This window comes from Nonomuraea sp. SBT364, assembly GCF_001083785.1.
Taxonomy (GTDB): Bacteria; Actinomycetota; Actinomycetes; order Streptosporangiales; family Streptosporangiaceae; genus Nonomuraea.
Map to the genome: position 1 here is coordinate 22,421 of NZ_LAVL01000028.1, position 13,642 is coordinate 36,062.

Genomic DNA, 13,642 nt, shown 5'->3' on the forward strand with positions numbered 1-13,642 from the left:
TCGCCGGATGCTCCGATCCCTGCTCGTCGTGGTGGCGGGCCTGTTACCCGCCCTCGTCTCACCGGCGCCCGCGTCGGCCGCCCCCTCCCGCTGCGGCGATCCCGCGGTCACCACCTACGGCCCGGCCTCGGTGACCGGCGCCATCGTCGGCGCCGTCGTGCACGAGGGCCGCGCCTACGTCGTCAGCCGCGGCCCCAAGCCGCCCGTGCTGGCCGAGATCGACCTGGCCACCCGCAAGGTGGTCAGGAGCGTGACGCTCCCCGACGGCCCGGCCGACGGCGAGCCCGAGGGCGGCTGGGCCGCGGCGGTCTCCGGCGGGAAGGTGTACGTCGGCACCTATCCCGTCCCCGACCTCTACAGCTTCGACATCGCCACCGGCGAGGTGGCCCACCTGCACTCCTTCGGCAAGGTCGGCGGCTTCGTCTGGAGCCTGGCCGCGGCCCCCGACGGCACCCTGTACGCGGGCACCTCCTCCGACGGCCGGGTGTGGGAGTACGTCCCCGGCACCGGCGCCGTGCGCCGCTACGGCGTGCTCGCCCAGGGCGAGCACTACGTGCGCGCGGTGGCGGCCGACGACCGCTACGTCTACGCGGGCCTGCTGGAGAAGCAGCTCCTCGTGCGCGTCGACCGCGTCAGCGGCGCCGTCCAGCAGCTCGCGGCCGGCAGCGCCGCGATCGGCGTCGTCGCGCTCAACGGCGACCGGGTCCTGGCCGCGGCCGGCGGCGAGCTGATCGACGTCCGCAAGGACGGCACGGACCTGCGGCGGGTCACCGTCGAGTCCGGGCTCCTGGACGCGCTCACCCCCACCGCCGACGGCTCCGTCTACGCCGCCTCTCGCCCCGACGGCACCGTCTACCGCTACCGGACCGGCGACACCGCGCTCACCAAGGTCATCGACCCGCCCTCCTACGGCGACGAGACCCGCCTGCTCCACGTGACCGGCGAGAACACGCTGCTGTCCTTCGCGGGCAGCGGCGGCCTGTGGTCGCTGGACCCGGGCACCGGCGCCACCGAGTTCACCGACCTCATCGACGCGGGCATGCCGGCCGGCGCCGAGCGGACGCAGAGCATGCTGGTCGTCCCCAACCGCGCCGTATACGCCGGCGGGCACTTCGCCCTGGACGTCCGCGACCTGCGCACCGGCGAGCACCGCAGGATCCGGGTGCCGGGCGAGCCCAAGACCATGGTCCGGGCCGGGAACAAGGTCTACGCCGCCATGTACCCCACCGGCGAGATCGTCTCCGTCGACATCCGCACCGACGAGGTCCGCAGCCTCGGCTACCTCGGCCACGACCAGAAGCGGCCCTGGGACATCGAGTACGACCCGCGCACCGGCAAGCTCCTGGTGGCCACCGCGTCGCTGTCGGCGAGCATCCCCGGCGCGCTGTCCGTGGTCGACCCGGAGACCGGCGAGACGGACGTGTACAAGGGGGTCATCCCCGGCCAGAGCCTCATGAGCCTGTCGCTCGACGCCGGGCGGGGCGTGGTCTACCTGGCCGGCGACGTGTTCGGCACCAGCGCGCCGTCCGCCTCCATCGCCGCCTTCGACCTCGCCCGCCGCACCGTCCTCTGGCAGGCCGAGCCGATGCCCGGCCACCGCACCTTCCAGGACGTCAAGCTGCACGACGGGCTGCTGTACGCGTCGTTCAAGCGCGACTCGGGAGCCTGGATGGCCATGGACCCCGAGACCCGGCAGGTCGTCCGGCAGGGCAAGCTGTCCGGCTACGGCGAGCTGACCGTGCACCGCGGCCGCCTGTTCGCCTCGGTCTTCCGCGAGGGCGGCAACGCCTACGAGCTCGACGCCGGGCGCGGGGCCACGCTGCTGGCCACCGGGCTGGGCGACGAGTGGCACACGAACCCGCAGCTCCACTTCGAACCCGGCTCCTGGAACGCCTGGGCGATCGCGGGCCGCGACCTGGCGCGGATCCGGCTGGACCCGAGCTGCCCGCCCGTGACCGTCCCGGCCGGCTGAACGAGAGGTTCACGCATGTTCAAGTCCCTGATGGTCGTGGTCGCGGGCCTGCTGCCCGCGCTCGTCTCACCCGCGCCCGCCGCCGCCGCGCCCTCCCGGTGCGGCGATCCCGCGGTCACCACCTACGGCCCGGCCTCGGTGACCGGCGCCCTGGTCGGCGCGGCCGTGCACGACGGTCACGCCTACGTCGTCACCCGCGGGCTGAAGCCGCCGGTGCTGGCCGACGTCGACCTGGCCACCCGCAAGGTGGTCAGGAGCGTGACGCTCCCCGACGGCCCGGCCGACGGCGAGCCCGAGGGCGGCTGGGCCGCGGCGGTCTCCGGCGGGAAGGTGTACGTCGGCACCTATCCCGTGCCCGACCTCTACAGCTTCGACATCGCCACCGGCGAGGTGGCCCACCTGCACTCCTTCGGGAAGAACGGCGGCTTCGTCTGGTCGCTGGCGGCCGCGCCCGACGGCACCCTGTACGCGGGCACGTACCCCGCCGGCCGGGTGTGGGAGTACGTCCCCGGCACCGGCGCGGTGCGCGACTTCGGCGTGCTGGCCGCGGGCGAGCGGTACGTCCGGGGCGTCGACGCGGACGCCCGTTACGTCTACGCGGGCCTGCTCGACAAGGGCAAGCTCGTCCGGATCGACCGGAAGACCGGCGAGAAGCTCGACCTGGCCACCGGGCCGTCGGGCATCGGCTTCGTCGCCGACCACGGCGACCGGGTGCTGGCGACCAGCGGCGCGACGCTCATCGACGTGCGCGACGACGGCACCGACGCCAGGACGGCCGGCCTGGGGCAGGACAGCCCGGGGTCGGGCAGCCTCGACACGCTCACCGTCGCGCCCGACGGCACCGTCTACGTCACCTCCCGGCCCGACGGCGCGGTCCACCGCTACCGCACCGGCGACACGAGCCTGACCAGGATCGCCGACCCGCCCTCGCCCGGCGACGAGACCCGCCGGCTGGCCCTCGTGGACGACCACACCCTGGTGGGCTTCTCGGGCAGCGGCGGCATGTGGTGGCTGGACCTGCGGACCGGCTCGTCGGAGTTCGCCGACATCATCGAGGCCGGGCTGCCCTCGGGCTCGGAACGGCCGCAGAGCATGCTGCTCGTCCCCAACCGGGCCGTGTACGTGGGCGGTCACTTCTCCATGGAGGTCCGCGACCTGCGCACCGGCGCCAAGCGGCGCTTCCGCATGCCCGGCGAGCCCAAGGACCTGGTGCGCCGCGGTGACAAGATCTACGCCGCGATCTACCCCAGCGGCGAGATCGTCTCCGTCGACATCCGCACCGACGAGGTCCGCAGCCTCGGCCGCCTCGGCCACGGCCAGCAGCGCCCCTGGGACATCGAGTACGACCCGCGCACCGACAGGCTGCTGGTCGCCAGCGCGCCGCTGGGGGCGAACCTCAAGGGCGCGCTGACCGTCGTGGACCCGGACACCGGCCGGATGGACGTGTACGTGGACGTCATCCCCGACCAGAGCCTGATGAGCCTGTCGCTCGACAGCCGGGCCGGCGTCGTCTACCTGGGCGGCGACGTGCTCGGCGGCGGAGGGACGCCGCCGGTGCGGACGGCGGCGTCGGTGGCGGCCTTCGACCTGCGCACCCGTACGGTGCTGTGGCGGACCGACCCGCTGCCGGGCCACCGGACCTTCCAGGACGTCAAGGTGCACGACGGGCTGCTGTACGGCGTGTACAAGCGCGACTCGGGCGTGTGGATCGCCCTGGACCTGGACACGCGGCAGGTCGTGCGGCAGGGCAAGCTGCCCGGCTACGGCGAGCTGACCGTGCACCGGGGCAAGGTGTTCACCTCCACCTTCTTCGGCGGCGGCAACGCCTACGAACTGGGCGAGGAGGCCAAGCTGCTGGCGACCGGCCTCGGCGACGAGTGGTACACCAACCCGCAGCTCCACTTCGAGCCCGGCTCCTGGTACGCGTGGGCCCTCGCGGGCCGTGACCTGGCCCGGATCCGGCTCGACCCGCGCTGCCCGCCCTTGACGGTCGGCACCGCCGCGTCATAGGTTTCGGTCTGTGCCGAAATTGATCGTGGACGCCCACCGGCTGGCCGGCCCCGTGCCGTTCGACGACCTGCCGGTGGACCCGCGGCCCGACCTGGACCGCCTGGGCATCGAGCGGGCCCTCGTGACCCATACTCTCAGCCTCTACTCCGACGCCGGGGCGGGCAACGACGCCCTCTTCGCGCTGTCGGACCCCCGGCTCGAACCGGTGCCCGTCGTGGTGCCGGGCGTGCCGGGGGCGTGCACCCCCGCCACGCCCGCCGACGTGCGGGCGTGGGGGGCGCGCATGGTGCGGCTCTGCCCCGAACGGCACCGATTCGACCTGACCGGCCCGATCGCGCTCCGCTGGCTCGCCGCACTTGGCGACGCCGCGGAACCCCCGCCCGCCGTCGCCGTCGACCTCGGCGAGACCTCACCCGCCCAGCTGCGCACGCTCGCCGGACTGCTGCCCGGGCAGCGCATCCTCGTGCTGAACCCCGGCTACCGCCGCCTGCGCGCGCTGGCCGAGCTGATGGCCGAGGCGCCGGACGTCTGGGTGGAGATCGGCACCGTCAACACGCAGGGCGGCGTGGAATGGCTGGCCGAGCGGTTCGGGGCCGGGCGGCTGGTGTTCGGCACCGGCGCCCCGGTGGCCGACGACTGCGGCCCGCGCTTCCTCCTCGACCACCTCGACCTGACGCCGCACGAGACCGACCTGATCGCGGCCGGCTCCCTGGAGAGGCTGCTCGGAGGCCGCCGATGATCCTCGACGCGCACGGCCACGTCGGCACCTGGCCGGACTTCCTCATCCCCGACCCCACCGCCGAGGGCCTGGTCGCCACCATGGACCGGCTCGGCGTCACCGCCGTGGGCATCAGCCACCTGCTGGCCGTCGGCCCCGACGCCGAGGGCGGCAACCGGCTGGCCCTGGAGATCGCCGGCAAGCACCCCGGCAGGTTCGGCGTCTGGCAGGTCTACAACCCGCACCACCGCACCCCTCTGGCCACCGACGGCGTGTGGGGGGTCAAGCTGCACCCGGACGTCCACCAGTGCCGCCTCGACGACCCGCTGTACGAGCCCGTCTGGCGGCTCGGCCTGCCGGTGCTCGCGCACGGCCAGACCGACTCGCCGTGGAGCGATCCGGCCCAGTTCGCCACCGTCGCCGCCCGGCATCCGGACGTGCCGCTCCTCATGGGGCACACCGGGCTCTGGCCGTCCGGCTTCGCCCGGGCGGCCCGCCTGGTCGACGGCCACCCGAACGTCTACCTGGAGGTGTGCGGCTCCCAGTCGACCGGCCGCTGGATCGCCCGCCTGGCGTCGCTGGCGGGCGCCGAGCGGGTCGTGTTCGGCACGGACGCCTGCTTCCTCGACATGCGCCTCGGCGTCGGCCGCCTCGCGCTCGCCCCGCTCACCGACGCCGACCGCGCCCTCATCCAGGGCGGCAACCTGGCCCGCCTGCTCGGGAAGGGACACCCATGACACTCGCCCTGCACGGCGGCACCCCGGTGCGCGCCACCCCGTGGCCGTCGTGGCCGCCGCCCCTGGATCCCGCCCAGCGCGAGCTCGTGACCGGCGTGCTGGAGAGCGGCCTGTGGGGCGCCACCCAGGGCGGCTCCCTCGTCACCGACCTGACCGCCGCGTTCGCCCGCGCGTCCGGCGTCCCGTACGGCGTCGCCGTCGGCAACGCGACGCTGGGCCTGTTCGCCGCGCTCAAGGGGCTGGGCGTGGGCCGGGGCGAGGAGGTGATCGTGCCCGCCTACACGTTCGTCGCCTCGGCCACGGCCGTGCTGCTCGCGGGCGCCGTCCCGGTGATCGTGGACGTGGACCCGGAGCACCTGCACCTGTGCCCGGACGCCGTGGCCGAGGCCGTCACGCCGCGGACCGCCGCCGTCATGCCCGTGCACCTGGCCGGCAGCCCGGCCGACATGGACGCGCTCGCCGCCGTGGCCGCCCGCCACGGCCTCGCGGTCGTCGAGGACGCCGCCCAGGCCCACGGCGCCACCTACCGCGACCGGCCGGTCGGCGGGCTGGGCGACGCGGGCGTCTACAGCTTCCAGGCGAGCAAGGCGATGACGGCGGGGGAGGGCGGGCTGATCGTCTGCCGGGAGGAGAAGACGTACGAGGCGGTCTGGTCGGTGTGCAACGTCGGCCGCCGGCTCGGCGGCCAGTGGTACGGCCACCCGTCGGTGGGCTGGAACCTGCGGCTCACCGAGATCCAGGCCGCGCTCCTGCTGCCCTGGCTGGACCGCCTGGACGACGAGATCGCCCGCCGCGAGGCCTTCTGCGCCGCCCTCGGAGCCGAGCTCGCGCACCTGCCGGTGACCGCCGTGCCGGCGCCCCCGGGGACGACCCGGGACTCGCGGCACCTGCTCATGCTGCGCGTCGAGGCCCCCGTGGACCGGGAGTTCCTGCTGGCCGCGATGGCCGCCGAGGGCGTGCCGCTGGACAGCGGGTATCCGCCGCTGGGCGGCATGGACGCGCTCGCCGCCGAGGGGGCGCGCGCCGAGCCGTGCCCGGCCACCGAGGAGGCCGCGCGCGGCGTGGTGTGGGTGCGCCAGTCGATGCTCATGGACGACCCGGCCCGCGCCGCCGACGTCGCCGAGGCGCTGGCCAAGGTGCTGTCCGCCTAACCCGATCGGGGGACGAACCGGACGAACGGGATGCGCTCCCCGGCAGCCCGGAAGTCCGCCTCCGAACCGTCGACCTGGAAGCCCATCAGGCGCGGCAGCAGCACCCTGGCCGCCCACCGGTGCCGGGAGGCGTAGCGGGCGAAGACGTCCGCGCCCTCCCCGGGCGGGAGCGGCACGGCCGTCACGGGGATCGTCCGCGTCCCGATCTGGATGGTGACCTGCGGCTGGTGCAGCACGTTGCGGTACCACGCCGCGCCGGTGCCGAACCCGGAGGCCGCCACGACGCCGGCCGGACCGGACTCGACGACTTCCACGACGACCTGCCGGGTCTTGCCGGTGACCCGCCCGACATGGTTGATCAGCACGAGCCGGCGGCCGAACAGCCACCCGAGCCCGATCCGGTAGAGGTGGATCGGCAGCCTGAACAGCAACCGGCCCAGCCCGGCCGGCGGCTCGGCCTTCTTGACGATCTCCATGGATCTCCTCCTTCGCTGGCTTAACCGACGAGTCTGCGCAGGACGGCCGCGGCGGCCCCGGGATCCGGCCCGGCTCCCAGCCCGCGGTGCAGGATCAGCCCGTCGACCACGGCCGCCAGGACCGCCGCCGTCTCGACCGGCGCGGGCACGCCGCGCTCGCCCAGCCACCGGCCGAGCCGGTCGCGGAACTCCTCCAGCACGCCGCGGATCTCCAGGCGGAGCGCCTCGTCGCGGGTGGCGGCCAGGTAGGCCTCGGTGGTCAGCAGCGAGGCGGGATCGGCCCCGGTGAACTGCTCGACGGAGGCCAGCAGTGCCTCGACCGCCTCGGCCGGGGTGCGCGCGCTCTCCAGGAACGCGTCGCTCTCGGCCAGCGCGCGGCGCAGGCCGGTGATCACGGCCTCGTTGAGCAGCGCCGGCAGCGACGGGAAGTGGTAGTGCACCACGCTCGGCGTCACCCCGGCGCGTTCGGCCAGGATCCGGGTGCTGACCGCGGTCCAGCCGCGCTCGGGGATGAGCTCGGCCGCCGCGTTCAGCAACCGCTGCCGCACCTCGCGCCCGCGTGCCGCCGCCGGAGAGTTCACCGGGTTCCTCCTTTTAGGGCAGTCGTCCTGTACGACTGCCCTGATACTAGGCCGCGCGTCCCGGGACCGCAAACCGGTTGCTCAGTAGGACTTACTAAGTTTTACTGAATACATGGCACGCAGGACGCAAGAGCTCGGCCGCTTCACGGACGTGGCGCTGCTGGTGCTCATCAGCCTGGCCGAGGGCCAGAAACACGGCTACCGGATGATCCACGACATCGAGGAGTTCTCCGGGACCGCACTCGAACCCGGCACGCTCTACGGCGCGCTGATGCGGCTGGAGGAGCGCGGCTGGATCGAGTCGGTCGCCTCCTCCGAGCGCCGCAAGCCGTACCGGATCACCGAGGGAGGCCGCGACGCGCTGCGCGAGCAGCTCGCCACGCTGCGCCGCATCGAGCGGGCCGGCGCGAGGCGCGCGGGGTTCGCCTGGGGCATGTCATGATGCGGGCGATCGCGCTGGCGATGCTCGCCCTCTACCCCAGGGCGTGGCGCGACCGCTACGGCGAGGAGGTCGCCGACCTGGTCCGCTCCCGGCCGGCGCGGCCGCGCACGGTGCTCGACCTGGCCAGGGGCGCGGCCGACGCGTGGGCCCGCCGCGGGCGCCTGCCCGGGGCCGCGCCGATGCGCGTCCCGGTCGCCGCCGTGCTGTCCGTGGCCGGGGCGGCCCTGTGGCTCCTGTGGAACCCGGGCGTGCGCGACCCGGCCAGTCTGCACGGCGTCTGGGCCGGGGCCGCGGCGGCCGGCGAGTTCGCCGGGCGGCTGCCGGACATGGCGCGCGGCCTGTTCGCGGCGGCCGGCGTCTACGGGGTGCTCTCGGTGGCGCCGCTCCTGATCACCTCCGTCTCCGTCATGAAGTCCGGCGGGCAGGGGGTGGCCGCCAGGCTGACGGCGCGCCAGGCGGTCATGACCGCGCCGTTCGTCGCGGCCCCCGCCGCCCTGATCGGCTACGTCCTCTACGGCGCGGCCTTCGCCGGCGGCGGCTACCCGGCCGGACCGCTAGGCGAGGCCATGGCGGGCGGCTTCGTCGTCCCCATCGTGCTGGCGCTGATGCTGCCGCTGCCGGCGATCGCCGCCCCCGCCCCCGCGCTGGCCGCCGCGGTGCGTGGCTGCGGCAGCTCGCTGGGGGTGGCGGCCATCCTCAACGCGCTGGCCTGGCTGCCGGTCGTGGCGCTGATGGCGCTGGGCCTGCCGGAGGCGTCGGGGCCGTTCGTGGCGGCGGTGTCGGCGGGCGCGCTGCTCAGCGTGGCCATGGGCGCCCTGGTGGCGGTGAGCGCGCTCAAGCACGGCCGCACCGCGCCCAGTCTTCGTGGAGTCGCTATTCGGCCCGAACCGTAACCGGAGTATTGACGGGAAATCAGTTCCTTTCTAGGTTTCGGTCATGACCTTAATCAAGCGAGCGTTCGCCGCCGCCGTGGCAGCCGTGGTGCTGACCGCGCCGGCCGCCCCCGCGCACGCCGATGACCGGCTGACCGACCTGGGGGTGCCGCTGCAGGACGTGCTGCTCCTCGGCGGCACCGTCGCCCCGGGTCCCGACGGCGCGCCCGTGCTCTGGGCCGCCTCGTCCGGGACGCCGGCCCACCTCAACGCCGTCAACCCCGCCACCGGCGCCGAGGTGGCCCGGCTCGACCTCCCCGGCGCCGCCGGCGCCTGGGCGGTGGACGCCACGCCCGACGGCAGCGTGTACGCGGGCACGTACGGCGACGGCCACCTCTACCGGTGGACCCGCGACGGCGGCGTCACCGACCTGGGCCGCCCGATCGCCTCGGAGAACTTCATCTGGTCCGTGGCCGCGGGCGAGGGGAGCACCGTCTACGGCGGCACCTCTCCCGGCGGCCGCCTGTTCGGCTACGACCCGGCCACCGGGATGCGCGACTACGGCCGGCTCTCGCCGTCCCACGCCTACGTCCGCAGCGTCTCCTACGCCGGCGGCAAGATCTACGCGGGCACCGAGAACCCGGCCGCCCTGTTCGAGGTCGACGCCGCCTCCGGCGCGGTCAGGCAACTGCCCGCGCCGCCCGGCGTCGACCTGAAGGACCGGTGGGCGTACGACGTCAACGTGGAAGCCGGTTACCTGTACGTCCGGCTCGGCACCGCGTTCCCCTCGCCGCTGCACGTGTGGGACATCGCCGCCGGCGCGTGGGTGGACGCGCTGGAGACGGCCCACGGCCTCGACGTGTCCCCGCCGGACGACCAGGGCCGGGTCTACTTTGTAAAGGGCGGCGAGCTGGTCCGCTACGACCCGCGCACCAAGGCCGTCACCCCGACGGGGATGCCGTTCGTCGGCCGGGTGGCCAACACGCGCGGCATCGGCTGGGCCGAGCTGGGCCTGCCCGACTACCCGGGCAAGAGCCTGGTGGGCCTGCTGTGGCGCGGCATGATGTTCCGCTACAACCCGGAGACCGGCGCCAAGTCGTTCGTCCAGTCGGGCATCAAGGGCGAGCCGATCGACATCACGGCCATCGCCGGCGGCCCCGACGGGCGCGTCTACACGGGCGGCTTCCTCAACGGCGGCTTCGCCGCCCTGGACCCGCGCACCGGCGAGAAGGAGGAGTTCCACACCTTCTCCCAGACCGAGGGGCTGGCCACGCACCGGGGCAAGCTCTACATCGGCGCCTACCCGGACGCCCGCATCTACGCCTACGACCCCGCGCTGCCCTGGAACAGCCCCGAGTACTCGCCCAGCCCCGAACCGGGACCGGCCGACAACCCGGTCAGGCTCGCCGACTTCCACGCCGACAAGCAGATCAGGCCCCGCGCCCTGACCTCCGCCGGGAAGTACCTGGCGGTGGGCACCATGCCCGACCTGGGCCACCTCGGCGGCGTCCTGGCCCTGTGGGACCCGGAGACCGGCGCGCTCAAGCACGCCGAGCGCAACGTCGTCCGGGACCAGAGCATCGTCTCCCTCGCCTACCGTGACGGCGTCCTCTACGGCGGCACCTCGATCTACAGCGGCCAGTCGGCCACCGAGCCCACCCAGCCGGAGGCCAAGCTGTTCGCCTGGTCGGTCAAGCACGACAAGCTGCTGTGGGAGATCGTCCCGGCCCCCGGCAAGCCCGCCATCCCGGCCCTGACGTTCGACGACCGCGGCCGCCTGTGGGGGATCGCGGGCGGCGAGGTGTTCGGCGTGAACGTCGCGGCCCGCAAGGTCGTCTCCCGCCTCACGCTCTCCACCAGCTCCAGCTCCGGCGGGCAGCTCGCCTTCAACCGGAAGGACAGGCTCCTGTACGGGGCGCACGCGGGCAAGGAGGCGTTCACCCTCGACCCCAGGACCCTGGCGCGCGCCGTGGTGAAGCAGGGGCCCGTCCAGCACCTCGCGGTGCACCGGTCGGGCGACGTGTACTTCGCGGAAGGATCGAGGCTCTTCCGCTTCCGGCCCTGACCGGACGCGCCCCCTCGGGACCCGCGCCCGGCCCCGAGGGGGTGGGCCGGGTCACCGGCACCTGCGGCCCGGCGCGCGAATGGCAGGATGGAGCCATGGGGCCATTGCGGATCATCGCGGTGCGGCACGGCGAGAGCGAGGCCAACCTGGCCTTCCGGGAGGCCGGCGACGAGCCGCTGGTCTACGGGCGCGGCGACGACGAGGTCACGCTGACCGCGCTCGGCAGGGAGCAGGCCGCCGCGCTCGGCGCGCTGCTGGCCGCGCTCCCGGCGGCCGAGGCGCCCGACCTGGTGTGGTGCTCGCCCTACCGGCGCGCCCTCGACACCTGGACGATCGCCTCGCGGGTGTGGGGCGCCGATCCGCTGCCGGTGACGGTGGACGAGCGGTTGCGCGACCGGAGCCGGGGCACGCTGGGCCGCTACAACGAGGCGGAGATCGAGCGGCGTCACCCGGAGGAGCTGGCCCGCCTGCGGGCCGAGGGCGACTACCGCTACCGGCCGCCCGGCGGCGAGACGTACGGCGACGTGGCCGCCCGGGTCCGCGACCTCCTGGCCGACCTGCGCGAGCGGGCCGAGGGGCGGCGGGTGCTGATCGTCGCGCACGACGCGGTGGTGCTGGCGCTGCGGCACGTCATCGCCGGGTCGCCCGATGCCGAGCTCGCGGCGCTGGACGCGTTCGCCCCGATCCTGAACGGCTCCGTCTCCACGTGGCACGCCGTCGGCGGCCGCCTGACCTTGCGCGACTTCAACACCGTCGGCCACCTGTAGGGGCGCTCAGGTGGTGACGATCTCGTCGGCGCGCGCCCGGGTGCCGTCGGCGGCGAACCACGCCTTCTCCTTCTCGAACCACCTCCGCCAGCGCGGCTCCAGGTGCGCGCCGTCGCGCGCCAGCACCCGCCGCAGCCGGACGTCCTCGTCCGCCTCGACCCAGACGGTGTAGGCCAGCAGGTGCGCCGCCGACGCCCGGGCCGTGCCGACGCCCTCGATCACCAGCGTCGGCGCGACCGGCACCACGACCTGTTCTGCGTACGTGGCCCGTACCCAGTCGTAGCGCCGGAAGGCGCCGGGGCGGCCGTGCCGCAGCGGCAGCAGGACCTGCTCCTCCAGGGCGGCGAACCAGGTGGCCGGGCCGTCCTCCCACTGCACGGGGAAGTCGTCGCTGTGCACCACCTGGCAGCCGAGCGCGGCGGCGAGCGCGCGGGCGAGCGTGGTCTTGCCGGAGCCGGCCGGCCCGTCGACGGCGACGAGGCGGACCGGGCCGCACGACGGAGGGCGCGTCAGGACGCGCCGGGCCAGGGAATCCACGGCACTCAGGGTAGGAGGAGACTGGAGCGCGGAGGCGAGAGGATATGCTGCCGCTTCCGAACCGGCTGGAGGTTGATCTTGCGCGGACCCCTGGATGACATCGTCGTGCTCGACCTTTCCAGGGCCCTCGCGGGCCCGCACGCCGCACAGATGCTGGGTGACCTGGGCGCGAGGGTCATCAAGGTCGAACACCCCGACGGGGGAGACGAGTCGCGGGGGTGGGGCCCGCCCTTCGTCGGCCCGGACCAGGGAATTTCGACATATTTCCTGGCGGCGAATCGTAACAAGCAGTCCATCGCCGTGGATTTGAAGTCCGACGCGGGCAGAGAGCTCATCGAACGGCTGGTGCGCCGCAGCGACGTGCTGGTGGAGAACTTCCGCACGGGGGTGCTCGACCGGCTGGGCCTGTCCGTCGAGCGGCTGCACGAGCTCAATCCGCGCCTGGTCGTCCTGTCCATCACCGGTTTCGGGCACGACGGACCCGAGGGCGGCCGGCCGGGTTATGACCAGATCGCGCAGGGGGAGGCGGGGCTGATGTCGCTGACCGGGCCGCCCGGTGAGCCCTACCGGGTGGGCGCCTCGGTGGCCGACCTGCTCGCGGGCATCCACGGCGCGTACGGCGTGGCCGCCGCCCTGTACGAGCGTGAACGCACCGGCAGGGGCCGGGTCGTGCGGACCTCGCTGCTGGCGGCGGTCACCGGCGTGCACTCCTACCACGGCACCGCCTGGACCGTCGGCGGCCGGGTGCCCGCCGCGGGCGGCAACCACCACGCCTCGATCGCCCCCTACGGCGCCTTCCGCTGCGCCGACGGCATGCTGCAGATCGCCGCGGCGAACGACGGCCAGTGGAAGAAGGTGGCCGCGCTACTCGACATCGACCCTGATATGGCGAAATATGCGACCAACAGGGACAGATTCGCGCACCGGGATGAGCTGATCGCCGACATGGAGAAGGCCCTGGCCGCCCACGACCGCGCCTACTGGCTGGCCAGGCTGGGAGAGGCCGGCGTGCCCGCGGGCGCGATCCGGTCGCTCGACGAGGTCTACGCCTGGGCGCAGACCCGCTCGCAGGGGCTGGTCGTCGAGGTGGAGCACCCGGTGCTCGGCCCCATCGAGCTGCCGGGGCCGCCGCTGCGCTTCGACGGGCTCGACGGCGTGAAACACTCGCCGCCGCCGGCGCTCGGCCAGGACGGCGACGCGGTGCTGCGCTGGCTCACGGAGCGCGAAGAGCTCGCCCGACGCGAAGAGCTAGAGCGATGAAGGGGATCCGGCGGCACCGCACGGTGCGCTCGTGCGTCAACATTGCATCACCGG

13 protein-coding genes are annotated in these 13,642 nt (G+C 74.3%); 10 read left to right on the forward strand and 3 right to left on the reverse strand.

All coding sequences use genetic code 11. From position 1 onward, the window contains the following. The first annotated feature begins 7 nt into the window (after nt 1-7). The 5 genes from ADY59_RS15825 to ADY59_RS15845 are packed head-to-tail and all read left to right on the forward strand — an operon-like array spanning nt 8 to nt 6,588. Nucleotides 8-1,972 (forward strand): outer membrane protein assembly factor BamB family protein, encoded by a 1,965-nt coding sequence (locus ADY59_RS15825; RefSeq protein ID WP_049562842.1) that lies wholly within the window; start codon nt 8-10, stop codon nt 1,970-1,972. A gap of 15 nt (nt 1,973-1,987) precedes the next feature. Then, entirely contained in the window at nt 1,988-3,982 is a 1,995-nt protein-coding gene (locus tag ADY59_RS15830) for a PQQ-binding-like beta-propeller repeat protein (RefSeq protein ID WP_049562844.1), read from the forward strand. Nucleotides 3,983-3,992: 10 nt separating this feature from the next. Continuing rightward, nucleotides 3,993-4,721 (forward strand): amidohydrolase family protein, encoded by a 729-nt coding sequence (locus tag ADY59_RS15835; RefSeq protein WP_156325528.1) that lies wholly within the window; start codon nt 3,993-3,995, stop codon nt 4,719-4,721. Next, entirely contained in the window at nt 4,718-5,437 is a 720-nt protein-coding gene (locus tag ADY59_RS15840; protein ID WP_049562847.1) for an amidohydrolase family protein, read from the forward strand. Before ADY59_RS15835 ends, ADY59_RS15840 begins: the two co-directional genes overlap by 4 nt. Continuing rightward, nucleotides 5,434-6,588, forward strand: coding sequence for a DegT/DnrJ/EryC1/StrS family aminotransferase (locus ADY59_RS15845; RefSeq protein WP_049562848.1), 1,155 nt, complete (start codon nt 5,434-5,436; stop codon nt 6,586-6,588). The genes ADY59_RS15840 and ADY59_RS15845 overlap by 4 nt, the downstream gene beginning before the upstream one ends. Here the strand turns inward: ADY59_RS15845 and ADY59_RS15850 are convergent. Further along, complete coding sequence (locus ADY59_RS15850; RefSeq protein ID WP_049562850.1) at nt 6,585-7,064, reverse strand: nitroreductase family deazaflavin-dependent oxidoreductase; 480 nt, start codon at nt 7,062-7,064, stop codon at nt 6,585-6,587. The genes ADY59_RS15845 and ADY59_RS15850 overlap by 4 nt on opposite strands. A 20-nt stretch (nt 7,065-7,084) precedes the next feature. Next, nucleotides 7,085-7,645: a TetR/AcrR family transcriptional regulator gene (locus tag ADY59_RS15855; protein ID WP_197093676.1), complete on the reverse strand. Its 561-nt coding sequence runs from the start codon at nt 7,643-7,645 to the stop codon at nt 7,085-7,087. Between the two features lie 112 nt (nt 7,646-7,757). On the opposite strand from ADY59_RS15855, the gene ADY59_RS15860 reads away from it, so the two are divergent. From ADY59_RS15860 to ADY59_RS15875, 4 genes are all read left to right on the forward strand, one after another. Further along, a complete protein-coding gene (locus ADY59_RS15860) occupies nt 7,758-8,087 on the forward strand; it encodes a PadR family transcriptional regulator (RefSeq protein ID WP_049562851.1) in 330 nt (109 codons plus the stop codon). Next, nucleotides 8,084-8,980 carry a hypothetical protein gene (locus tag ADY59_RS15865; RefSeq protein ID WP_156325529.1) on the forward strand — a complete coding sequence of 299 codons (897 nt, stop codon included), beginning with the start codon at nt 8,084-8,086 and terminating at the stop codon, nt 8,978-8,980. The genes ADY59_RS15860 and ADY59_RS15865 overlap by 4 nt, the downstream gene beginning before the upstream one ends. A gap of 43 nt (nt 8,981-9,023) precedes the next feature. Then, on the forward strand, nt 9,024-11,024 hold the full coding sequence (locus tag ADY59_RS15870) for a PQQ-binding-like beta-propeller repeat protein (RefSeq protein ID WP_049562854.1): 2,001 nt from the start codon (nt 9,024-9,026) through the stop codon (nt 11,022-11,024). A gap of 95 nt (nt 11,025-11,119) precedes the next feature. Next, complete coding sequence (locus ADY59_RS15875) at nt 11,120-11,791, forward strand: histidine phosphatase family protein (protein ID WP_049562855.1); 672 nt, start codon at nt 11,120-11,122, stop codon at nt 11,789-11,791. A gap of 6 nt (nt 11,792-11,797) precedes the next feature. Here ADY59_RS15875 and ADY59_RS15880 read toward each other — a convergent pair whose 3' ends face one another. Further along, a complete protein-coding gene (locus tag ADY59_RS15880; protein WP_049562856.1) occupies nt 11,798-12,328 on the reverse strand; it encodes a uridine kinase family protein in 531 nt (176 codons plus the stop codon). A 78-nt stretch (nt 12,329-12,406) separates the two neighbouring features. On the opposite strand from ADY59_RS15880, the gene ADY59_RS15885 reads away from it, so the two are divergent. Further along, nucleotides 12,407-13,588, forward strand: coding sequence for a CaiB/BaiF CoA transferase family protein (locus ADY59_RS15885; RefSeq protein WP_049562927.1), 1,182 nt, complete (start codon nt 12,407-12,409; stop codon nt 13,586-13,588). Nucleotides 13,589-13,642 lie beyond the last annotated feature (54 nt).

Excerpts from the sequence above, each read along its gene's own strand:
- ADY59_RS15825 (WP_049562842.1), top strand. The coding sequence starts at position 8 with ATGCTCCGATCCCTGCTCGTCGTGGTGGCGGGCCTGTTACCCGCCCTC.
- ADY59_RS15830 (WP_049562844.1), top strand. The coding sequence starts at position 1,988 with ATGTTCAAGTCCCTGATGGTCGTGGTCGCGGGCCTGCTGCCCGCGCTC.
- ADY59_RS15840 (WP_049562847.1), top strand. The coding sequence starts at position 4,718 with ATGATCCTCGACGCGCACGGCCACGTCGGCACCTGGCCGGACTTCCTC.
- ADY59_RS15845 (WP_049562848.1), top strand. The coding sequence starts at position 5,434 with ATGACACTCGCCCTGCACGGCGGCACCCCGGTGCGCGCCACCCCGTGG.
- ADY59_RS15850 (WP_049562850.1), bottom strand. The coding sequence starts at position 7,064 with ATGGAGATCGTCAAGAAGGCCGAGCCGCCGGCCGGGCTGGGCCGGTTG.
- ADY59_RS15860 (WP_049562851.1), top strand. The coding sequence starts at position 7,758 with ATGGCACGCAGGACGCAAGAGCTCGGCCGCTTCACGGACGTGGCGCTG.
- ADY59_RS15865 (WP_156325529.1), top strand. The coding sequence starts at position 8,084 with ATGATGCGGGCGATCGCGCTGGCGATGCTCGCCCTCTACCCCAGGGCG.
- ADY59_RS15870 (WP_049562854.1), top strand. The coding sequence starts at position 9,024 with ATGACCTTAATCAAGCGAGCGTTCGCCGCCGCCGTGGCAGCCGTGGTG.
- ADY59_RS15875 (WP_049562855.1), top strand. The coding sequence starts at position 11,120 with ATGGGGCCATTGCGGATCATCGCGGTGCGGCACGGCGAGAGCGAGGCC.